Source organism: Oceanibaculum pacificum (assembly GCF_001618175.1).
GTDB lineage: Bacteria > Pseudomonadota > Alphaproteobacteria > Oceanibaculales > Oceanibaculaceae > Oceanibaculum > Oceanibaculum pacificum.
The window spans coordinates 24,889-47,155 of record NZ_LPXN01000098.1; the positions used below are offsets into that span (position 1 = coordinate 24,889).

19 protein-coding genes, 1 tRNA gene and 1 riboswitch are annotated in these 22,267 nt (G+C 64.8%); of the genes, 7 read left to right on the forward strand and 13 right to left on the reverse strand.

Annotation, left to right across the window (positions count from 1 at the left end; all coding sequences use genetic code 11):
- The first annotated feature begins 13 nt into the window (after positions 1-13).
- Genes AUP43_RS07975 through AUP43_RS07985 form a run of 3 tightly spaced genes read left to right on the forward strand, consistent with a single transcriptional unit; the run spans position 14 to position 2,908 of the window.
- The gene (locus AUP43_RS07975) at positions 14-676 is read left to right on the forward strand and encodes an ABC transporter ATP-binding protein (RefSeq protein WP_232314921.1); all 663 of its coding nucleotides are present in this window, start codon (positions 14-16) and stop codon (positions 674-676) included.
- 1 nt (position 677) lies between these two features.
- A complete protein-coding gene (locus AUP43_RS07980) occupies positions 678-1,721 on the forward strand; it encodes an HlyD family secretion protein (protein ID WP_067554857.1) in 1,044 nt (347 codons plus the stop codon).
- On the forward strand, positions 1,721-2,908 hold the full coding sequence (locus AUP43_RS07985) for an ABC transporter permease (protein WP_067554859.1): 1,188 nt from the start codon (positions 1,721-1,723) through the stop codon (positions 2,906-2,908). The genes AUP43_RS07980 and AUP43_RS07985 overlap by 1 nt, the downstream gene beginning before the upstream one ends.
- A gap of 5 nt (positions 2,909-2,913) precedes the next feature.
- Here the strand turns inward: AUP43_RS07985 and AUP43_RS07990 are convergent, their stop codons facing one another.
- Both AUP43_RS07990 and AUP43_RS07995 read right to left on the reverse strand, forming a co-directional pair.
- The gene (locus AUP43_RS07990; RefSeq protein WP_067554862.1) at positions 2,914-3,948 is read right to left on the reverse strand and encodes a diguanylate cyclase domain-containing protein; all 1,035 of its coding nucleotides are present in this window, start codon (positions 3,946-3,948) and stop codon (positions 2,914-2,916) included.
- A 77-nt stretch (positions 3,949-4,025) separates the two neighbouring features.
- A complete protein-coding gene (locus AUP43_RS07995; protein ID WP_067554865.1) occupies positions 4,026-4,268 on the reverse strand; it encodes a hypothetical protein in 243 nt (80 codons plus the stop codon).
- A gap of 202 nt (positions 4,269-4,470) precedes the next feature.
- Here AUP43_RS07995 and AUP43_RS08000 point away from each other — a divergent pair, with 202 nt between their 5' ends.
- Positions 4,471-6,648, forward strand: a complete 2,178-nt coding sequence (locus AUP43_RS08000; RefSeq protein WP_067554868.1) for a TonB-dependent siderophore receptor — start codon at positions 4,471-4,473, stop codon at positions 6,646-6,648.
- Positions 6,649-6,751: 103 nt separating this feature from the next.
- On the opposite strand, the gene AUP43_RS08005 is transcribed toward AUP43_RS08000, so the two are convergent.
- The 3 genes from AUP43_RS08005 to AUP43_RS08015 all read right to left on the reverse strand — a co-directional run bounded on the left by AUP43_RS08005 (position 6,752) and on the right by AUP43_RS08015 (position 8,291).
- Positions 6,752-6,827, reverse strand: a tRNA-Glu gene (locus tag AUP43_RS08005).
- Between the two features lie 75 nt (positions 6,828-6,902).
- Positions 6,903-7,952: a threonine aldolase family protein gene (locus tag AUP43_RS08010; RefSeq protein ID WP_067554871.1), complete on the reverse strand. Its 1,050-nt coding sequence runs from the start codon at positions 7,950-7,952 to the stop codon at positions 6,903-6,905.
- Positions 7,953-7,964: 12 nt separating this feature from the next.
- Entirely contained in the window at positions 7,965-8,291 is a 327-nt protein-coding gene (locus AUP43_RS08015; protein WP_067554874.1) for a hypothetical protein, read from the reverse strand.
- A gap of 68 nt (positions 8,292-8,359) precedes the next feature.
- Between AUP43_RS08015 and AUP43_RS08020 the strand changes: the two genes are divergently transcribed.
- Positions 8,360-9,358: an RluA family pseudouridine synthase gene (locus AUP43_RS08020; RefSeq protein WP_067554877.1), complete on the forward strand. Its 999-nt coding sequence runs from the start codon at positions 8,360-8,362 to the stop codon at positions 9,356-9,358.
- Between the two features lie 106 nt (positions 9,359-9,464).
- Positions 9,465-10,352: an RNA polymerase sigma factor RpoH gene (rpoH, locus tag AUP43_RS08025; protein WP_067554879.1), complete on the forward strand. Its 888-nt coding sequence runs from the start codon at positions 9,465-9,467 to the stop codon at positions 10,350-10,352.
- Positions 10,353-10,438: 86 nt separating this feature from the next.
- Here rpoH and AUP43_RS08030 read toward each other — a convergent pair whose 3' ends face one another.
- The 5 genes from AUP43_RS08030 to AUP43_RS08050 all read right to left on the reverse strand — a co-directional run bounded on the left by AUP43_RS08030 (position 10,439) and on the right by AUP43_RS08050 (position 17,717).
- On the reverse strand, positions 10,439-11,005 hold the full coding sequence (locus AUP43_RS08030) for a hypothetical protein (RefSeq protein WP_067554882.1): 567 nt from the start codon (positions 11,003-11,005) through the stop codon (positions 10,439-10,441).
- Between the two features lie 30 nt (positions 11,006-11,035).
- Positions 11,036-13,033, reverse strand: a complete 1,998-nt coding sequence (locus AUP43_RS08035) for a serine/threonine-protein kinase (RefSeq protein ID WP_067554886.1) — start codon at positions 13,031-13,033, stop codon at positions 11,036-11,038.
- A gap of 117 nt (positions 13,034-13,150) precedes the next feature.
- Entirely contained in the window at positions 13,151-14,440 is a 1,290-nt protein-coding gene (locus AUP43_RS08040) for an adenylosuccinate synthase (protein WP_067554889.1), read from the reverse strand.
- Positions 14,441-14,477: 37 nt separating this feature from the next.
- A complete protein-coding gene (locus AUP43_RS08045) occupies positions 14,478-15,632 on the reverse strand; it encodes an ATP phosphoribosyltransferase regulatory subunit (protein ID WP_067554892.1) in 1,155 nt (384 codons plus the stop codon).
- A gap of 108 nt (positions 15,633-15,740) precedes the next feature.
- Positions 15,741-17,717 (reverse strand): TonB-dependent receptor plug domain-containing protein, encoded by a 1,977-nt coding sequence (locus AUP43_RS08050; protein ID WP_067554895.1) that lies wholly within the window; start codon positions 17,715-17,717, stop codon positions 15,741-15,743.
- A 181-nt stretch (positions 17,718-17,898) separates the two neighbouring features.
- Positions 17,899-18,106, reverse strand: a riboswitch (cobalamin riboswitch).
- Positions 18,107-18,203: 97 nt separating this feature from the next.
- Here AUP43_RS08050 and AUP43_RS08055 point away from each other — a divergent pair.
- Positions 18,204-18,821 (forward strand): flavin reductase family protein, encoded by a 618-nt coding sequence (locus AUP43_RS08055; protein ID WP_067554898.1) that lies wholly within the window; start codon positions 18,204-18,206, stop codon positions 18,819-18,821.
- Between the two features lie 129 nt (positions 18,822-18,950).
- Here AUP43_RS08055 and AUP43_RS08060 read toward each other — a convergent pair whose 3' ends face one another.
- The 3 genes from AUP43_RS08060 to AUP43_RS08070 form a co-directional block, all read right to left on the reverse strand.
- The gene (locus tag AUP43_RS08060; protein WP_067554901.1) at positions 18,951-19,712 is read right to left on the reverse strand and encodes an aspartate/glutamate racemase family protein; all 762 of its coding nucleotides are present in this window, start codon (positions 19,710-19,712) and stop codon (positions 18,951-18,953) included.
- A gap of 14 nt (positions 19,713-19,726) precedes the next feature.
- Positions 19,727-21,190, reverse strand: coding sequence for a dihydropyrimidinase (gene hydA / locus AUP43_RS08065; protein WP_067554904.1), 1,464 nt, complete (start codon positions 21,188-21,190; stop codon positions 19,727-19,729).
- A gap of 125 nt (positions 21,191-21,315) precedes the next feature.
- On the reverse strand, positions 21,316-22,267 hold a 952-nt coding region (locus AUP43_RS08070; protein ID WP_067554906.1), incomplete at its 5' end, for an ABC transporter ATP-binding protein.

Genomic DNA, 22,267 nt, shown 5'->3' on the forward strand with positions numbered 1-22,267 from the left:
AGAATCGTTACGGGTGGACCGCCTCTTCTATTCGTATGGCGCAGGCATGCTAACGCGGGCGGTTTTAAAGGGAGTGTCGTTCTCGGTTTCCGAGGGTGAGGTGATCATTATCACCGGCCCTTCCGGATCGGGCAAAACCACCTTGTTGACGATCATAGGCGCGCTACGCCCTTTCCGCGAAGGCAGCGTGCGTTTTCAAGGCCAGGACCTGGGCGGCATGTCCGAAGCGGGGCTGCTGGATATTCGCCAGCGCATCGGTTTTGTGTTCCAGCGTCATAATCTGCTGAAGTCTTTGCCGGTCATCGAGAATGTCGAATCTGGCCTGCATCTGCTGCCGGAAACCGATACCGAGATGAACCGCATGCGGGCCGAGGCGATGCTGGAAGCCGTCGGCCTGGGCGGCCGCGGCGCGGATTACCCGGAGAACCTGTCCGGAGGACAGCAGCAGCGCGTCGCCGTGGCGCGCGCCCTTGTCCGCATGCCGGACATGATCGTCGCCGACGAGCCGACCGCCGCGCTGGATGCCGAATCCGGTCGCAGGGTGATGGAGGTAGTACGCAACGTCGCCAGCCAGCTCGGCTGCACGGTGCTGATCTCGACCCATGACGAACGGATTTTCCACGTTGCCGACCGGCGGCTGCATATCGAAGACGGCGTGTTGCAGGTGGTTCATTGAGATGATCAGACGACGCAAGCACCTCTGCGCGGTCGGCGCCGTCATCCTTCTGGTCGGCCTTTCGATCTTCTTCCTCACAGGTCGGAATGACGGCTCTCCCCTGCCCGCCGCGAAGGCGGCTCAACCAGCCGCGCCCACCGTTGTTGTCGCCCGCGGGCGGATCGAGCCGCTGGAGAGGCTTCATGTGATTAGCGGGCCATCCCATGGCGGCACCATCGCAGAACTGCGGGTCAAGGAAGGCCAGCGGGTCCAGAATGGCGATATCCTTGCCATCATCGATACCTATCACACGCGCGCAGCATCCGTGATCGTCGCGGAAAAGAGCCTTGCTTTGGCCGAGCTGGAACTACAGCAGGTGCGCTGGGGTGCGAAGGAAGCCGATATCGAGGCGCAGAAGGCGCTGGTCGCAATGCGCGCGGCAGAGCTGAAGCGCGCGGAACGCCAGATGGAGCGCGGCCGCTCCCTTGTCGCCCGGGACATCATTTCGGACGACACCAACGAGTTGCGGTCCCTGGAGATGCAGCGCGCGCGTGAAAATCTGCGCCAGGCTGAAGCCAGCCTGCGATCCTTGACCGAGGTACGCGCCATCGACGCGCAGATTGCGGTTGCCGCCGTCGAGGTGGCCCTAGCGGAGCTGGCGCGCGCCAAGGCGGAACGCGACCAGGACATCATCCGCGCGCCCATCGACGGGACGATATTGACCCTAACGACACGGCTTGGCGCGGCTATCGACGCGGACGGCGTGCTCAGCATGGCCGATATCGATCAGTTGATGGTCGTGGCCGAGATCGATGCGACGGACGCGCCCCTAATCCAGGTCGGCCATCCGGTCACCATCACGTCCGATGTCCTGCCGGAACCGGTGGCGGGGAAGATCGTGCGCATCGCCAACCGGGTCTATCGCAGTGAAAGGCCGACCACCGACGTATTGGCCGGCCGCGACGCCCGCATCGTCGAAGCCGAGATACGGGTGGAGCCGCCAAAGGCGCTACCCCCGCTGGTCGGGGCGGAAATGACGGTGCGCATAGAGCTCAACGATTCCTGATGCGGATCGCCACGGCGTTCTCCACCCGGTTGGCCATCCGCCAATTGCGGCATATCGGGCTGCGGTTGTTCGGCACCTTTTCCGGCATCTGCGTCGCTATCGTGCTGGTGTTCGCGCAGGCTGGTTTCATGAACGCCCTGGTCGGCAGCGCCCTCAACCTGCCCCGTGCGCTGCAGGCGGATTTGTTCATCACCGGCCCGCAATTCGAGACCATGGCCTATTCGCCGCCCTGGTTCGCGCGCACCCTGCTGGACAAAGCGCACGCCGTGCCGGGCGTCGCCGATGCCAGGCCCTTCTATGCGATTATTTCCCAGGCCCGCAATCCCGACGACGGCACCGCCATGTCGGCTCGGTTTATCGCTTTCGAGCCGAACCGGCCGGTGCTGGACCTGCCGGAAATGACACAGGCGCTGCCGCTGCTGAAGCTCCCTGACACCGCCTTGCTCGACAGCCGGTCGCGGCGCAAATTCATACCGATCATCGAAAGCCTGGAAAACGGAGAGGAACAGCGCCTCTACCTGCAAAGCCCCGCCGCCACGCTGGCGCCGGAGATGCGGGTGATCGGCCTGTACGGGCTCGGCCCGGACTTCACCATCGATGGCAGCTTCATCTTCAGCGACCTGAATTACTACCGGCTGTTCCAGGTGCCGCTCGACCGGCTGTCGCTCGGCCTGCTGACCATTGAGCCGGGGGCGGACCTGAAGAGCGTGCGCGATGCCGTCGCGGCGGCGCTGGGGGACCGGGCCAAGGTGTTTACCCATGCGGAGTTCGTTGCCGGGGAACGAGATTATTTCATCTTCCAGACGCCGATCGGCATCATTCTGGGCTTTGGGCTGGCGGTCGGGGTGTTCATCGGCATCGTTTTCGTGATGCAGGCGCTCTATAGCATCATCGATATGAACATCTCCGAATATGCCGTGCTGCGGGCCATGGGCTATCGCGACCTGTTCTTTATCGCGCTGGTGCTGCAAATCGCCCTGCTGATCGGCGTCGGCGCCTTCATCCCGTCCCTCGGCATCACCTCGCTGATCTACAGCCTGGTCGGCGACGCGACGAAGCTTCGCTTTACGCTTTCGCTCGACATTGTCGGCTTGGTATTCCTGGCGATGATAATCATGGGGTCCGTCGCGGTCCTGTTCGCCGCCCGCAAGCTGCGGCGCAACAATCCGCTGGATCTATTCGGCTAAGAGCCTCAAGCGACGGCGCGGCGGCGGCCCTTGGCCCAGATATCCATGCCGACATTGAACAGCCGGAAAGTGTTGCGCCCCGCCGCCTTGGCAGCATAGAGCGCGCTGTCGGCCTTCATCAGCAATTCGGATTCCAGCGCCCCGTCGAACGGCGCTATGCCGATGGAAGCGCCAATCTCCAGCAGATCGCCGGCATAGTCGATCGGCCGGCCGATGCGCTCGATGATCTGCTGCGCCAGCGCCGCCAGCGCCGCATGGCCGCTGCCGGGGCCGACAAGGATGGCGAACTCGTCGCCGCCGATGCGCGCCACCATTTCGGCTACCTCCCCGATTCCCTTCAGGCGCAGGGCCGCCTGCTGCAGGCAGTAATCGCCAGCCGCGTGGCCGTAGGTATCGTTGATGCTCTTGAAGCCGTCCAGATCGACCAGCAGCAACGCCCCCTCGCCGCCGATCATGCCCGTCAGCGCCGGCTGGAAGCTGCTGCGGTTGGCCAGGCCGGTCAGCACGTCGTATTCCGCCAGATAGCGCGTCCGGTCGGACAGGATTTTCTCCTCGGTGATATCCTGCTTCATGCCGAAGATGCGCACCGCCACGCCATTCTCGCGCTCTACCGTCGCGGTGATCCGAATCCAGCGGCGATTGCCCTTGCGCGTGACGATCTCGGCATCCAGCGAAAAACCGGTTCCATCCTCGATCGCCTTGGTGCGACGGCGCTCCAACTCGGCGGCGGATTCAGGCGTGTAGAGCGCCACCGTCTCACCACGGTCCAGCGCCGAGCCGCGCGGCAGGTCGAAAATATCGTAGACCATGTCGGTCCAGGTCAGCCGCTCGCCGTCGAGATTGCATTCCCAGACGCCGATGCGCGCGGCCGCCGACGACCGGTCAAAGATTTTCCGGCTATGGGCGAGGCTGGCCTCCTGCTCCCGGATCAGCGCCCGCTGCGCCGCCAACTCCGCCTTCAAGGCATCGATGACCATGGCATCGCGCCGCCGCAGCGCCACCAGCCGTCGGATCGTTTGCGTCAATACGCTCTGGCGCATCCGTCGAATCCATCGCCTTTCATGCTCAGGGCATCTGATACTAGCGCAAAAACGATTAAGATTTCCTACACATAAGCTCAATCGCGCGGCAATGCCGCATCAAGCCAGGCGATGCGTGCCCGCGCCGCTGCCAGCGCCGCGTCGGCCGTCCGGTAACTCCCGCCGCCATGCGCCCCGATGCTGAACCAGCCCCGATTATCCTCAGGGTCGCGACGAAATTCCTCAAACCCGTAGGTGCCGTCCGGCCGCGCGAAGATATCGACGCAGATAGTCTCGCCCGGCTGATTGATCGACCTTACCACCTTATTCGTATGCGCCATCGCCAACGCCTTGGTCAGCCCGCTTCCAACGGGTTCGATTGTAGCGCAGGAAGCGGGGCGATTCTAAAGGCTTGTCGTCCAATCCCTTATTGCATCAAACGGCTAATATCATTATTAAATGCGATTGATTCTTACTATCATCTAATTGGCGAAAGCTGAGGGGCGGCTTTCGATCAGGCGTTTCAACAAAAGGAGGGGTAAAATGACGATGCGGACCGCACGATCCGGCCTGAGGGGAGCGCTGCGAGCGGCGCTGCTGGGGGGCACCGCCATCATCGTGTGCATGGGATCGCCGGGGCTCGGCCTGGCGCAGGACGCCAAGCCGACCGAGGAAAAGAAGGACGGCGAGACGCTGGAACTGACGCCGGTACAGGTCGAGGCGCTGCGCAGCATTACCTCCTACGAGGCGACGGAAGGCTACGTCTCCTATTATTCCGTCGCGGCGACCAAGACCGATACGCCGGCCATCGAGACGCCGCAGTCGATTTCCACCATCGGCCGCCAGGAGATAGAGGATCGCGGCGCCAAGACGATGGCGGAAGCCGTTCGCTACAGCCCCGGCGTGACCGTGGATAATTACGGCGTCGACCCGCGCGGCTACGATTCCATCACCATCCGCGGTTTCTATTCCTCGACCACCGGCTCCTTCCGCGACGGGCTGCGCATGGACGGCAACGCCTTTGCCGCCTATACGACGGAGCCCTACGCCATCGAGCGCATCGACGTCATGCGCGGCCCCAGCGGCGCGCTGTACGGCCAGGCCGAGGCCGGCGGCGTCGTGGACCGCACCACCAAGCGCCCGAACGCCGACATGCGCCAGGAGATCAGGGTCGAGGCAGGCAGCTGGGACCATTTCCAGGGCGCCTTCGACTTGGGCGGCAAGGCGAATGAGGATGGCAGCCTGCTGTTCCGGCTGACCGGCGTGGCCCGCGAGTCGAACACCGAGTTCGACTATAACGACGGCACCTCGCAGGATAATAACCGCCTGTTCATCGCCCCGGCGCTGACCTGGAAGGGCGACAAGACCGAGATCACCTTCCTGGCCGACTACATGAAGGATTCGCGCTCGCCGCTGTTCAACACCTTCGCCAACGAGACCGTCGGCCGAACCGGCGTGGTGGCGGGCGAACCCGGTTTCGACCAGTTCCATCAGGAACAATTCTCGGTCGGCTATGCCCTGGCGCACCGGTTCGACGACACCTTCACCTTCCGCCAGACCGCCCGCTATTTTGAGGTGGAGGTGGATTATCAGACAGTGTCGCCCGGCGTCCTCGCCCCCGACAACCGCACGCTCAACCGCACCACGTTCGGCGCACCGGACGAGCTGGCCCAGGCCGCCATCGACAATCAGCTGGAGGCGCGCTTCGACTTCAAGGGCATGAAGCACACCATGCTGTTCGGCTTCGACTACAGCCGCAGCGTGGATGAGTTCAGCTATTATTCCGGCCTCGCCGCGCCGCTGGACCTGATTAATCCGGTCTATACCGGCGCCGCCCTGCCCGCCACGCCCTATCTGTCGAACGAGCAGACGCTGACCCAGACCGGCGTCTACATGCAGGACCAGATCAAGCTGGACAAATGGCTGCTGACGCTGGGCGGCCGCTATAGCTGGGTCGATCTCGACACCGACGATCTGCTGAACAACACCACCCAGTCCTTTCAGGACAGCGCCTTCACCGGTCGCATCGGCCTGACCTATCTGTTCGACAATGGCGTGGCGCCCTATGCCAGCTTCATCCAGGGCTTCGTGCCGCGCCAGGGCACCGATCTGTATGGCAAGCCCTTCGAGCCGGAGGATTCGACGCAATACGAGGTTGGCGTGAAATACCAGCCGCTGAACTACAATGCGCTGTTCACCGCCTCGGTCTTTCATCTGACCAAAACCAACGTGCAGACCCGCGATCCGTCCGACATCAACAATACGCTGCAAACTGGCGAGATCGAGGTGCGCGGCCTGGAGCTGGAGGCAAAGGCCGGCCTGTTCAAGGGGCTGGACCTGACCGCCGCCTACGCCTTCATGGACGCCGAGGTGACGCAGAGCAACGACGGCAATGTCGGCTTGAGCCCGGTGCTGGTGCCGGAGCATACCGCCTCGCTCTGGGCGGTCTACAGCGTGCAGCAGCCGGAATTGCGCGGCCTGCGCTTCGGCGGCGGCGTGCGCTATGTCGGCAGCGTCTACAACGACACGCTGAACACCTCGGAGAATCCCGACTATCTGCTGGTGGATGCGTTGGTCGGCTACGCCGTCAACGACAATATGACGGTGGAGCTGCGCGCCACCAACCTGCTGGACGAGGAATACACCACCACTTGCGCCTTCGGCTCCTGCTATTACGGACCGGGCCGCTGGGTCAGCGCCAACCTGACCTATCGCTGGTAAAGACGCCGCGGCCGGTCCCCTGGACCGGCCGCCTCCCGCCTCAGTCGGGCACGCGACAGCACTGCCGGAAAACATGGCAGACGGCAATGGGATGGTCGGAAAATGGCGTCCCCACGGGGATTCGAACCCCGGTTGCCGCCGTGAGAGGGCGGTGTCCTAGGCCTCTAGACGATGGGGACCGCGAGGCAAGGCGCACTTGATAGCGAAAGCCGGGCGGGGGTTCAAGCGATTTCGGCAGGGAGTGGAGCCGCGATTTATTCGGCGGCCGTTTTCGCGCCCAGATCGCGGGCGCGTTCGACGAAGCGGCGGGCATCCGCCTCGCTTGTGGCGAAGGAGGTTACCAGGCGGATGCTGGGCGTCTCCGCCGATCCCCAGCGATAGAAGGCGAAGCCGTCGGCCAGCAGCCCATCGATCGTCGCCGCTGGCAGGGTGGCGAAGATTTCGTTGGCCTGCACCGGATGATCCAGCGTAATGCCCGGCAGCCGGGCGAGGCCATCGGCCATGATCCTGGCCATCGCATTGGCGTGGCGGGCATTCTTGCGCCACAGATCGTCGGTGAGATAGGCGTCGAGCTGGGCCGACAGGAAGCGCATCTTGGAGAATAGATGGCCGGCCCGCTTGCGGCGGAAGGCGAAGCTGTCGGCCGCCGCCTCATCGAAGAACACAACGGCCTCGGCGGCCATTGCGCCATTCTTGGTGGCGCCGAAGCTCAGCACGTCGACGCCGGCCTTCCAGGTCAGATCGGCGGCCGAGCAGTTCAACGCCACCAGCGCATTGGCGAAGCGCGCACCGTCCATATGCAGCTTCAGCTTGTATTTCCGGCACACCTCGGCGATGGCGGCGATTTCGGCCGGGGTGTAGATGGTGCCGGCCTCGGTGACGTTGGTGAGGCTGACAGCGGCGGCCTGCACATGATGCACATTGCCGATTCCGGCGGCGGCCAGCCTGGCGTCCAGCGCCTCGGCGGTGAATTTGCCGTGCGGCCCGTCGACATGCACCAGCTTGGCCCCGCCGGTGAAGAATTCCGGCGCGCCGCACTCATCTTCCTCGATATGCGCGTTGGGATGGCAATAGACCGCGCCCCAGGCCGGCGTCAGGGTCGACAGCGCCAGGGCGTTGGCCGCCGTGCCGGTGGCGACCGGGAAGGCGGTGACCGGGCGTTCGAAGATTTCGCCCAGCTTTTCCTGCACCCGCGCGGTGATCGGGTCGGCGCCGTAGGAGCTGACCGAGCCCTCGGCGGCGCGCATCAGGGCGTCCAGGATCTGCGGCGAGGCGCCGGTGACGTTGTCGCTGCTGAAATTCATCGGATCAATCGCTTAACGGGTGGGTTCAAGAGTGAAGGAGCCAAGCACACGGCCGGTCGCCATGTCGAGCACCATCAGCACATCCTGGCCCAGCGGCCCGTCGAGATGCAGGATCGCCCGGTCGCCGGCCGGGATGATCTGGCGCAGCGTGGTGCGCGGCGGCAGGGCCACCTTGGTGTCCTCGAAGCTGGACAGCGGCACGGCGGCAATGGCCGTCGCGGCCACGGCCGGATCGGCTTTCCTGCCCGACATGCGGCCGGCCATCTCCACCGCGATGACCGCCAGCCCGACGACGATCAGGACGCTCATGATGACGATGCTGATCTTGACCGCGCGCATCGGCGTTTCTCCCCCCTGCTGCTAGCCCATTGCCTTGCACCGCCGACCGGGATAGGCATTCAGCCCAGATGACGCAATCGAAATCGCATGACGACAGCATAGAGGTCGCGGTCGAGACCGAGGCCGAGATCGGCCACCGGCTGGACCGGTTCCTGGCCGGCCGGCTGGGCCGGATGTCGCGCAGCCGGATAAAGGCGCTGATCGAGCAGGGCATGGTCGGCGATGCCGACGGGCCGGTCGACGATCCGGCGGCCAAGGTGCGCGCCGGCCAGATTTTCCGTGTCACCCTGCCGCCGCCGGAGGAAGCCCAGCCGGATGCGCAGAATATTCCGCTGACGGTCGTTTATGAGGATGCCGACCTGATCGTGCTGGACAAGCCGGCCGGCATGGTCGTCCATCCCGCCCCCGGCAACCCGGACAGCACGCTAGTGAACGCGCTGCTGGCGCATTGCGGCGACAGTCTCAGCGGCATTGGCGGGGTAAGACGCCCCGGCATCGTTCATCGCATCGACAAGGATACCAGCGGGCTGCTGGTGGTGGCCAAGAACGACCGGGCGCATGCCGGGCTGACCGCGCAATTCGCCGATCATTCCATCGACCGCGCCTATCTGGCCGTGGTCTGGGGCGTGCCGCTGCCGCCGGCGGGCGCGATAGAGGGCAATATCGGCCGTTCCAACCGCGACCGGAAGAAGATGGCCGTCGTCGCCTCGGGCGGGAAAACGGCGCTGACCCGCTACCGCGTGCTAGAGCGCTGCGGCGATACCGCCAGCCTGATCGAGTGCCGGCTCCAGACCGGCCGCACGCACCAGATTCGCGTGCATCTGACGGCGAAAGGCCATCCGCTGGTGGGAGATTCTGTCTATGGCCGCAGCCGCGGGGCATCACGGCAAAGTAACGACATCGTGAAACGGACCCTGGGCGCCTTTCCCCGGCAAGCTCTCCATGCCAGGGAACTGGGGTTCGAGCACCCGAATACAGGGAAAAGACTGATATTTTACAGCGATTTGCCTGGCGACATGGCGGAACTTTTGAGGGTAATGGGGGTTAACGAACCAAAGGGAAATTAACTGTTTCCGTCGGTCATATTTATGCCATGGCCAGGGTGCAGTATCTGTAATAGCGAAACGGCCATCCTTATCTAAGGCAGGCCATAAGGCTTACAGGGAGTTTCAAATGACCGCTGCGAGTCCTCCGATACCGGTTATCAGCCCAGAGGGCAATCTGTCCCGGTACCTGCAGGAGATCCGCAAGTTCCCGATGCTGACCGTCGAGGACGAGTACATGCTCGCCCGTTCGTGGCAGGAGCATCAGGACGTTCAATCGGCCCACAAGCTGGTGACCAGCCATCTGCGCCTCGTCGCCAAGATCGCCATGGGCTATCGCGGCTATGGCCTGCCGGTCAGCGAGCTGATCTCGGAAGGCAATCTCGGCCTGATGCACGCCGTCAAGCGCTTCGACCCGGAGCGCGGCTTCCGCCTGGCGACGTACGCCATGTGGTGGATTCGCGCCGCGATACAGGAATATATCCTGCATTCCTGGTCTCTCGTGAAGATGGGGACGACAGCCGCGCAGAAGAAGCTGTTTTTCAACCTGCGCAAGCTGAAGGGCAAACTGAACGCCATCGACGAAGGCGATCTGAGCCCGGAGAACGTCACCAAGATCGCGACCGACCTTGAAGTGCCGGAGCAGGACGTCATCAACATGAACCGCCGCCTGTCGGCGCCCGACCATTCGCTGAACGCGCCGCTGCGCGTGGATGGCGAGGGCGAGTGGCAGGATTGGCTGGTCGATGACAGCGAAACCCAGGAAACGCTGCTCGCCGAGCGCGAGGAGCTGACGGGCCGCCGCAAGCTGCTGAACCAGTCGATGAAGGCGCTGAACGATCGCGAGCGTCACATCCTGATGCAGCGCCGCCTGCGCGAGGACCCGATGACCCTGGAGGATCTGAGCCAGGAATACGGCATCAGCCGCGAGCGCGTGCGCCAAATTGAGGTGCGCGCCTTCGAGAAGCTGCAGAAGGCGATGAAGAACGCCGCCATCGAGCAGCGCCTGGCCACCTGAGCTTTACCCTCTCCTTAGCGTCCCTGTTCGACTTGCCCTCCCCGGTCCCGCCGGGGAGGGTTTTTCTTATCCCGGCGGCCGGCGTATCAGCCCCCCGCCGCCTTCTCTTCCTCGGGCGTTGGGGCAACGGTGCCGTCCCCGCCGGTATCGACGACCGGCGTGACGCCCCGGGTGATGCTGTCGCCCCATTCGTCCACCAGCTCCTTCTGGTAGCCGCGCAGCTTCTGGATGCGGCGCTCAAGCTGGAACCGCAGATAGACCGCGACGACATGGGGGGCGGCGTAGTAGATCAGCCAGCCGCAGGCGGCAGCCCCGTACATGATCATCCAGACGATAGGGTCGCCGACGATCTTCCAGGCATGGGCGAAAGTATGGTCGCGCAGCCAGAGCTGCAGCATGAAGGGCAGCACGCCGCAGAAATTCATGCAGCCGACGGAGAAAGCAGCGTATTTCTCGCGCCGACCATCGACGATATAGGCGACCAGCGTGGGCAGCATGCCGACCGCGACGACCAGCATGGTCGGCAGCACGGCAAGGCCGAGGCCCAGCACCACGAGGATCAGCAGCAATTTCCAGCCGCTGCGACGGCGCTCCTGCTGTCCGCCCTTGCGAGACGCAGCCCCTTTCGTCGCCGATTGCCCCTTATTGCTCATCGTTTCAATCCCCTTCGCGGGGGCATTGTCTCAGAAAACATGGAAGAAGATCACCCCGAAAGCGGTCAGCCCGCCGATCACGCCCGACGCGATGGCGGAAACCTGCTCGCCCAACTGCGCGGCGATGTAATCCATATGGGTGACTTCGTTGCGCAGATGCTGCACCTGCAGCTCCGCCCGGTTGTGCCCGGCGATGGCGGCGCGATAGCCCTGCTCGTCCTTGGCCAGCGCCTGGGTGTCCTCCACCAGCGACATCATGCGGGCGATGATGCCGCTCTGGGCCGCCTTGCCCAGCTCCTCCAGCATCTTCTTGCGCTTCTTCAGATTGTGGAACTGGCTGAAGGTGGGCCGCAGGTGAATTTCCAGCCAGCGGCACAGATTGGGCAGCGGGCCGTTATTGGCGATGCCCTGCAGGAAGGCCAGCAGGCGCACCTGGCCGACGATGCGGGCGAAATTGTCGCTATCGTTACCCAAAGGCCGCAGCCATTTATCGGTGATCTGCCGGAATCGCGCGGCGATAAAGGCGGCGATCTGCCGGTCCATCGGCTCGCTGGCCGGTATCTTGTCCTGCACCGCCGCTTCGATGGCCGGCAGCAACTCGTCGGGCTCGATGATCATGCGAGTCTCGATCAGCGGGCTGAGGCAATGCATGAACGGGTTCAACTCATACAGCACCCGTTCATATCCGAAGCCCGGCGCGGCCTGCGCCATATAGGTCGACATGCGCTCGATGGCGCCCTGCTGCCGGGAGAGATCGCCCCGCACCGCGCCGGCCGTGTTGAACCAGGAACTGGGCAGCTTGTTGGCGATCATCTCGCTCAGCTTCTGGCGCGTGTCCTGACGGTTGGCAGCGGCCGCGACGGCATAGCCGATACCGTCGATATTCACCGCATAGCCGCGATAGCTGATCGGCGCGCGCGGGTCCAGGATGATGCTGGTGCGGGCCACGGTCTTGGCGTCCGCCGGCTCTTGCCCGATGGGGCCGAGATTGGAGGTTAGCGCCTTGGCTACATCCTCGTCCGCCAGGCTGCGGCGCAGCCAGTTATCCAGCGTCTGGCTGCGGACGAGCTGGGCGCTGTTCTCCCAATCCTGGGAAATCGCATAAGCCAGCGAGCGCACCGTCAGCCGCTCCATCCCGCCGACCGTGATGGCGCGCGCCGCCTTCATCGGCAGCTTGGCGCGGTTCGGCGTCATGCGCCGGCCATTCACCCATTGCTCGACATCGCCGACGGTCCAGCGCTCCCGCGGGTCGTCGACCATCAGGCCGCGCAGCAATTCCACCATCGGCAGCGACAGAGTATGCCGCCCGGCCAGGGTGAGGAATGAGCCCTGCTCCAGACGCAGATGCATCAACTCGTCCGGCGATTTGTCGGCCTCCGGCCGGCGGCCGAGCAGGAAGGTCAGTAGCGTTGCGCCCAGCGCGAACAGATCGTCGCCGGTGCCGCCATCGCCGCGCGCAATGGGATCGGCCATCGCGCTTTCCAGCGGTTCGATATAATCCGGCTGGTCGCTGCCCGGTGGGGCGGTGATGCTTTCGCCCAGCACCAGGGTCTTGCCGTCGCCGGCATGGAAGAAATTGGACGGTCGGATCGCCCGGTGCGTCAGGTTGCGTGAATGCAGCTCCTTCAGGATCGGCACCATGCGCGGCAGCACTCCGCGCTCGATCATCTCCTCGCTCAGCGCCGGAAATTGCATCTTCTCGCTGGCGACCACGCGCCCCGCCGGCGGCTGCTCATAGATCACGCACATCTGGCGGTAGCGGTCGTCCCGCCCGCCGCTGACGGCCCAATCGATCATGCGCAAGAGGCCGACGACATTCACCCCGCGCAAGGCATCCATCGTGTCGCAGCGGGGCGGCAGCGTGCGATCCAGCACATAGCCCATGATCGGCACGACCTTTTCGCCGCGCGGATCGACCGCCAGGAACGCTTTTGCGCGCGGCGAGTCGAACGCCGGCAGCGGCTGGTCGAGCAAAACCTCGTACCGCCCCTTCAGCGTCAGCTTCTGCGTCGAACCTGCTTCCGCCATCTGGCCGCCCTTTTAGCGCCTTTGGTTGAGTCGGGGCATCATAGCACCACGCAACGGCGGCAGGTGGTCAAACTTCGGCTTGGCTTATGTTCCGAAACCGTTACCGACTTACCGCTTTCAATCCGCGAAGGGATCGCGCATCAAGATCGTATCGTCGCGATCCGGGCTGGTCGACAGCAGCGCTACCGGGGCCTCGATCAGCTCCTCGATCCGGCGGATATATTTGATCGCCGTGGCCGGCAGATCCTTGTAGCTGCGCGCGCCCTGGGTGCTGTCCTGCCAGCCCACGAAACTCTCATAGATCGGCTCCACCGCCGCCTGCGCCGCCTTGCCGGCGGGAAAGTGGTCGTACTCCTTGCCGTCATGGCGGTAACCGACGCAGACCTTGATCTCGTCGAACCCGTCCAGCACGTCCAGCTTGGTCAGCGCGATGCCGGTGATGCCGCCGACCTTCACGGCCTGACGCACCATGACGGCGTCGAACCAGCCGCAGCGGCGCTTGCGTCCGGTGACCACACCGAACTCGCGACCGCGCTGGCCCAGCCGCTCGCCGATATCGTTCAGCTGTTCGGTCGGGAACGGGCCGGAACCGACGCGCGTGGTATAGGCCTTGGTGATGCCCAGCACATAGCCGACCGACCCTGGACCGACACCGGACCCGCTGGCCGCCTGCCCCGCCACCGTATTGGACGAGGTGACGTAGGGGTAAGTGCCGTGGTCGATATCGAGCATGGTGCCCTGCGCGCCCTCGAACAGCACGCGCTTGCCCTGCTTGCGGGCCTCTTCCAAATGCTTCCAGACATTGCCGGCATAGGGCAGCAGCTTGGGTGCTATCTCCCGCAGGGCGGCCAGCAGCTCGGCCGCATCAAGCTCCTCCATGCCCAGGCCGCGCAGGAAGGCGTTGTGATACTCGACCAGATCCTGGACCTTCTCGGCCAGCACCTCCGGCTCCAGCAGGTCGCATACTCGGATCGCGCGCCGGCCGACCTTGTCCTCATAGGCCGGGCCGATGCCGCGACCGGTGGTGCCGATCTTGCGGGCCCCCTTGGCTTCTTCGCGGGCCTGGTCGATGCGCTGATGCAGCGGCAAGATCAGCGCCGCATTGTCGGCGACCATCAGCTTATCCGGCGTGATATTCAGCCCCTGCTCGCGCACCGTCTCGATCTCGCGCAGCAGCGCCCAGGGGTCGACCACCACGCCATTGCCGATGATCGACAGCTTGCCGCGCACCAGGCCAGAGGGCAGCAGGCTCAGCTTATAGGTCTGGGCGCCGCAGACGATGGTGTGGCCGGCATTATGGCCGCCCTGGAAGCGCACGACGACATCCGCGCGCTCCGACAGCCAATCGACGATCTTGCCTTTGCCTTCATCGCCCCACTGGGCGCCGATGACCGCTACATTGGACATGGTTCTTCCTGGCTTCGTGCTGTTTCAGGACAGGATTCTAGAGAGCGACGATCTGGTCGCCGGACAGGCGATGGGTGCAGTGCAGGCGCTTCGCCTCGGCCGCGCTGTCGGCCACGGGCTCCAGCCCGGCAAGCGTGGTCCACCCCTCGGCGCGCAGCCTGTCGGCGGCGTCGCGGGCGGTGCCGTAGGGCAGGAACAGGGTGCGGGCCGCCTCCGCCTCGGGCAGGGCGCGCAGCACCGTATCCATATAGAGGGTAAAGCCGGTCGCCGGCTCCTGCGCCGCACCGGCCAGGTACCGGCCGCCACGCCCCAGCTCGCCCCGGATGCCGCGGGCGAACAGGCTGAAGCTGATGCCGGTATGGTATTCGAAACCGCGATTCTCGACCGGATCGACGGTGATGGTCAGCCCCGGCACCGCCGCCTTGATCAGTTCGACCACCTGGCGCAGCCGGTCCAGCACCTGCAACGCGGCCGGCGGCAGATCGATGGCGGACAGCCGCTCGAACGCCCGCGCAACCGGGCCACTGGCCTCCAGCAGCCTTGCCAGCGTCTCGCCCACACGACCATCCAGGGCGGTCACCTCGGCCGCGTCCTTGCGATCCAGGGCCGCGCGCAGCGGGCCGAAAAGGGCCGGGTCGAGCGTCGCGGCAGCCAGCACGGCCGGCACCAGCGGCGGCACCATCAGATCGAGGGACAGATTCTTTACGCCGACCGCGCCCAGCGCCTCGGCCGCCAGCACGGCCACTTCGGCATCGGCGGCGGCGGACGCGCTGCCGATCAGCTCCGCGCCGACCTGGGCGAATTGCCGTTCCGGCGAAAGCTGGGAGCCCAGCACGCGCAGCACCTCGCCGGCATAGCTGAGGCGCAAGGGGCGCGGCGCCTTGGCCAGGCGCGTGGTGGCGACGCGGGCGACCTGCATGGTCATGTCGGCGCGCACGCCCATCATCCGCTGCGACACCGGGTCCATGATGCGGAAGATGCGGGTGCTCATCTTCGGGCTGGCCCCCTCCAGGAGGCTTGCCTCGAATTCCACCAGCGGCGGTTTCACCGGCTGGTAGCCATAACCGCCGAAGCAGCCCAGCAGGGTCTTGATGGCCAGCGATTCCTGCGCTGCTTCCGGGGGAAGCACGTCGCGCAGGCCATTGGGCAGCAGGGCGCGCTGACCGGCCTCGCCGGCGGGATGCGCCGTCACCGTAAGATCCTCCGAAGATTCCGAAATCCGCCCGCTTACCTAGCGGTTTTGCCCCGCCGGGGCAAACGGAAATCGGAATCGACGGAACAGGGAGATTGCGCCCGACGCCTAGAACCGCGTACGCACGCCGACCAGGGCGGTGAGGCCGCGGGCGGCGAAGCCGTTGACCGGTTCGTAGGTGCGGTCGAACAGATTATGCACCTTGCCGAACAGGGTGACATCCTCGCGGATATCGTAGTTCGCCGACAAATTCACCAGCGTGTAGGAGCCGACCTCGTTGGTGCCGAGGAAATTGCCGGAATCGTCGTAGGTCACGTCATTGCGCGGGCCGACATAGACTACCTCCGGCCCGAAGGACAGCGCCGAGGTCGGATAGAAATCGACCGACAGCGCGCCCTGGTGACGCGGGCGTCGGGCCAGCATCTGGCCGGTCGCCTCGTTGCGGGCCTGCATCCAGGTGTGGCTGAGGCGGCCGCCGATCCAATCGGCCGGACGCACGGCAATGAAGCTCTCCACACCCTGGATCGAGGCCTCGCCGACATTCATCATGGTCTGGTTCACGAAGTCGTTCGTGATCAGATCCTCAATGTCATTGTCGAAATAGGTCATGCCGAAGGTGACCGCCTTGGCGCGGCCGGCGACCGGCACGCTGGTCTCGAAGCCCAGCTCCCAGCCGAAGGATTCCTCCGGCCGCAAATCGGGATTGCCGCGATAGCCGTAATTATCGATGCCGAACCGGTCGAACAGCGTCGGGGCCTTGAAGGCGGCGCCGAACGAACCGGTGAAGCGGGTCAGGATTTCCGGAACGGCGTAGGATGCGCCCAGCCGATAGGTCAGCGTCTCGTCATAATCGCCGGGTATCTCGTAGCGCAGGCCGGCTGTCAGGTCGAGGCGCTCGCCCACGCGCGTCTGCATGTTGGTGTAAAGCGCGTAATCGGTGGTGGAATCGTCCAGCGACTGGGTGAAGGGACCGAAGGCGGACACCGTGCTGGTGCTGGTCTCCACCGTGTCATGCGCGCCAGACGTGCCGAACACGAACACCGTGTCGCTGAGGCCGCCAATGGCCCCGGCGCGATAGGTATTCTGAAAATCGACGAAGCTGCGCACCGATTCGTAGCTATCGTCGGTGAAATCGACGCTGTTGGCATCCGGCCGGTTGGTGAAACGGCGCTCGTGCCGGCTCTGGCCGATATCGATGCGCGAGGTCAGCGCGCCGTCCAGACCGTAGATTTCCCCACCGACCTTGTAGAGGAAATGCTCGTTCTCGCCGGTATAGTTCGGGTCGTCCATCGGCACGCTGTCGAGGTCGAACTCATTCTTGCGATAGCGCACCAACCCGTCGACACGGCCGATATTGCCGATGTCGTAGCCCACCTTGCCGGTCAGCGTGGTCATGGTGGCGCCGTCATCCTCGCCGATGCTGGTGGCCAGGCGCGACGGGGTGTTGTTCTCCCCATCCGTGGTGAAGCCCTCGGCGCTGAACATGTAATCGAAGCCATCGATCCTGCCGCGCATGCCGACCTGCCCCTGGAAGGTGCTCTGCGTGCCGGCGACCGCCTGGCCGAAGAACTCGGCCGGCTTGCTGCCGCTGTTGCGGGTGATCAGATTGATGACGCCGCCGATGGCGTTGCTGCCATACAGGCTGGAGGCCGGGCCGCGCAGCACCTCGATGCGCTCCAGGTCGCCCAGCAGATCGTCGCCGAAATTATAGGCCGCCCCCGGCCCCGAGGGATCATTCACCGGGATGCCGTCGACCAGCACCAGCACATGGTCGCTGTTCGAGCCACGCACGAAGACCGAGGTTTGCTGGCCGACGCCGCCGGACGGCACGACGCTGATGCCCGGCACGCTGCGCAGCGCATCGCCGACGGTCTGGTGGCCACGCAGCTCCATCTCCGCCCGGTCGATCACGGTGACCTGGGCAGGGACGCGCTCTATCTGGGTTTCGACGCGGGTGGCGGTAACGACCACGCCGGGCAGTTGCGCGGTCTGGCCGGCTTGCGCGCCGCTCTGGGCCGCAGCCTCGACGCTATAGCCGGCCGCGCAGGCGATCCCGCCGGCGACCAGCAGCTTTTTGATTTTCATTGAGGACTCCATCGATGTGGGACGCGTCGGATTGGTTTTGACCGACGGCATCCATGACAGAGTCCTGGACCTGATATCCCCGCTTACGCATGACATCCCCCCTCAGCCGGCGACAACCCGTTTCTGGATTGGCGTCACCGCATCGGACAGCCTTACCTTCGATCCACCCGATCGACGGTCGCGGGACGTACTCGTGACGGCAGGTCTCCTGACTTGCGGGTCGTTGCCCCGGCCCTGCCTTCCCGGTTTCCCAGTGGCATGTAAGGACCGGCGCTCGCCGCCTACAGTTGCGGGGGCAGTCGCGGCATGGACCCTTGCCATTTCTGGCGCGGGCCGCACCGCGTTCCCTTTTCATCCCGTTACCGGGAACCATCACTGTGGCGGAGTTTAGGCGGGCCATCCCTGGCTGTCTATCTCCATGACAAATCGGCCAGCCGCGGGCTAATCTGCCCGCCATACCCGTACCAAGCCCGCTCAGGAGCATCGATGTTCTACGAACCCGACAAGAAAAATCACGGCCTGCCGCGCGACCCGTTCAAGTCGCTGGTGGTGCCCCGACCGATCGGCTGGATTTCCACGCTCGACGAGCAGGGCCGCCCGAACCTGGCGCCCTACAGCTTCTTCAACGCCGTCGCCTCCGACCCGCCTTGCGTGATGTTCGCCGCCGGTCTGCGCCCGAAATCGCCCGAGTTGAAGGACAGCCACCGCAATGCCGAGAAGACCGGCGAATTCGTGGTGAATCTGGCGACCTACGATCTGCGGCTGCAGATGAACCAGTCCTCCGCACCGGTCGAGGCCGGCGTGAACGAGTTCGAGACCTCCGGCCTGGAGACGCTGCCCTCCAGCTTCGTGAAGCCGCCGCGCGTGAAGGGATCGCCGGTGCATCTGGAATGCAAATATCTGCAGACCGTGGAAATGCCGAGCTGGGAGGCCGGTCGCGGCAATTACGTGATCTTCGGCCGGGTGATCGGCATCCATATCGACGACACGGTCATCACCGAGGATGGCTTCGTCGACGTCACCCGCTTCCGCCCGATCTCCCGCCTCGGCTACATGGAATACGCCGTGGTGAACGAGGTGTTCTCTCTCGACCGGCCAAAGTAAGGGAGAGCCCTATCCTTGTCATGCCCGGGCTTGACCCGGGCATCCAGCAACCGAGACATCGGTGGCGAAGCGCCGCCCTGGATTGCCGGGTCAAGCCCGGCAATGACGCTGGAGAAGAGCCAGTCGGGCCTACTCCGCCGCCCGCTTGTGCACCGGGCCGGGGGCATTCGCGGCGAAGGCGCCGGTATAGGGCTTCTCGCGCGGCGGGGCGTAGGAGACGATCTTCGAGGTGCCGAGGCCAAGACCGGCCAGCGCCTCGACCATCTTGACCGCGACGGTGACGCCATCCATCACCGGAATGCCGGTTTCCTGCGTCAGCCGCTGGGCGAGGTCGACCATGCCGGCGCAGCCGAGCAGCACGCATTCCGCGCCATCTTCCTCAATGGCCTTCAGCGTTTCCGCCTTCACCTTGTCGGCAGCGCCGGAATGCGCGTCCTCCAGCTCCAGCACCGGCACGCCGGCGGCGCGCACGCTCATCAGCTGATCGATGAAGCCGTATTTGCGGGCAAGATCGTACTGCACCTTGGCCGAGCGCTTCAGCGTGCTGACGACGGAGAAGCCCTTGCCCAGCATGCTGGCGGCATGCATCGCCGCCTCGCAGATGCCGATCACCGGGCCGGTCGCGATCTCGCGCGCCGCCTCCAGCCCCGGATCGCGAAAGCAAGCGACGACATAGCCGGCATAGCCGCCCTCCTCCTCCGCCGCCTTGATGATCTCCAGCATGCCCGGCACGCAAAAGGCGCTGTCATACTGGCTTTCGATGGAGACCGGCCCCTTGTCCGGCTGCACGGTCACCGTCGTGGTGCCGGGGGCGGCCGCACGGGCGGCGGCATGGCCGATCGTGTCGGTCATCGACTGGGTGGTGTTCGGGTTGATGACCAGAATCTTCATGATCGGCCTCCGGCTCAGAACTTGATGTAATCGCCCGATGTCGGGTTGAAACCGTGCACGTTGGTGCCGCGCGGCCGCGCGGTCACCGGCACGTCGCAGCGCAGGAACTTGCCCTGGCCCGGCTTGGCGAGGATTTCACCATCGTTCCACACCACCTCGCCGCGCACCAGGCTGACGACGGGCCAGCCGGTCACCTCATGCCCCTCATAAGGCGTGTAGTCCATGTCGTCATGCAGCATGTCGATGGAGATGGTGACCTTCTTCTCCGCGTCCCAGATCGCGATGTCGGCATCGGCGCCCACCGCGATGGTGCCCTTGCGCGGATAGAGGCCATACATCTTGGCCGGGTTGGTGCAGCAGAGTGCTACGAACTTGTTGATATCGATGCGGCCGGTCAGCACGCCGGCGCTGAACAGCATCGGCATGCGGATTTCCAGGCCGGGCACGCCGTTCGCCACTTTCTTGAAGCTGGTATCGGCACCGCCGACCCGCTTGCCGGTCGGGCTGTCATAGCGATAGGGCGCATGATCGGAGGAGAATACGTCGAAGGTGCCGTCGGCCAGCCCCTGCCAGACATATTCCTGATTCTCCTTGTCGCGTGGCGGCGGGGAGCACATGCATTTCGCGCCCTCGAACCCGTCCTTGTCGAGGTCGTCCTCGGTCAGGAACAGATATTGCGGGCAGGTTTCGGCAAAGATCTTCACGCCACGCGCCTTGGCCTCGCGGATGCGCTCGATGGCTTCCTTGGCCGAGACATGGACCATCAGGATCGGCTGGTCCACCAGCTCCGACAGGGCGATGGCGCGGTTGGTCGCCTCGCCCTCGGCGATGTTGGCATGCGCCACGCGGTGGAATTTCGGCGCGGTATGGCCGTACTGGATCAGCTTTTCCGACAGCCAGGCGATCATGTCGTGATTTTCGGCATGCACCATGACCATCGCGCCCTCGCGCCGGGCGGCGGCCAGCACTTCCAGGAACTGCCGGTCGTTCAGCTTCAGCGCGTCATAGGTCAGGTAGATTTTGAAGGAGGTATAGCCGTCCTTGATGAGGGCCGGCAGCTCCTGCCCGATCACGCTTTCCGTGGGATCGGAGATGATCAGGTGGAAGGCATAGTCGGTCATCGCCTGGCCCTCGGCCTTGGCGTGGTACTCCTCGACCGTCTGGCGCAGGCTCTGGCCCTTGAACTGAGCGGCGAAGGGGATGATGCCGGTGGTCCCGCCGCACATCGCCGAGCGGGTGCCGGAGAGGAACGTGTCGGCGGTGTAGGCCCCGCTGGAGGAGAGCTGATCGACATGGACATGGCTGTCGATGCCGCCGGGCAGCACCAGCTTGCCGCTGGCGTCGATCTCCTTGGCGCCCTTGGCCAGATTGCGGCCCAGCGCCACGATCACGCCATCCTTCACGCCGACATCGCAGCGGCTGGTATCGCCGGCGGTGACCACCGTGCCGCCGCGGATCACCAGATCGAATTCAGCCATTGTCCCATCCTTTCCCTGTACCCCCTCCCCCTTGACGGGGGAGGGTTGGGGTGGGGGTGAAGCCACACAGCACCGCCGGCGCCATTCCCCCCTCCCTGTCCCTCCCCCGCAAGGGGGGAGGGGATTTATGCGTTGTTGGCGGCCTTATCTGAGGCTGCCTTCTGCGCGGTCGCCCGGCGGTAGGCTTCCAGGCGCGGCAGGTAATGTTCCGACGCTTTGCCGGACTTAATCGCGGAGACCGCCTCGGGCACCTCGATTTCCTTCCAGAAATGGCAGGCCACATGATGCCCGTCGCCGGTATCCTCGAACATCGGATCCTCCATCTTGCACCGTTCGCGCGCATAGGGGCAGCGCGTATGGAAACGGCAACCCGAGGGCGGGTTGATCGGGCTGGGCACGTCGCCCTGCAGGATAATGCGCTCGCGCTTCACCGCCGGGTCCGGCACCGGGATGGCCGAGAGCAGCGCCTGGGTGTAGGGATGGCGCGGATTGTCGTAGAGCGTCTTCTTGTCCGCCAGCTCGACGATCTTGCCGAGATACATGACGGCCACGCGGTCGGCGATATGCTTCACCACCGCCAGATCATGCGCGATGAACAGATAAGCGAGGCCGAACTGGGTCTGCAAATCCTGCAGCAAATTCACCACCTGCGCCTGGATCGATACGTCCAGCGCCGAGACCGGCTCGTCGCAGACGATCAACTTCGGATTCACGGCCAATGCGCGGGCGACGCCGATACGCTGGCGCTGGCCGCCGGAGAATTCGTGCGGGTAGCGAACCAGATGCCAGGGCGACAGCCCCACCACCTTCAGCAGCTCCTCCACCCGCTCGCGCTTGGCCTTGCCGCTGACGATCCTGTGCACCTCCAGCGGTTCGGCGATGATGTCGCCCACCGTCATGCGCGGATTCAGCGAGGCGTAGGGATCCTGGAAGATGATCTGCATCTCCCGGCGCATCGCGCGCATCTCATTGCCCTTCAGGGTCGTGATGTCGACGCCGTCGAACTCGATGCCGCCCGAGGTCGGCTCGATCAGCCGCAGGATCAGTCGGCCGGTGGTCGACTTGCCGCAGCCCGAT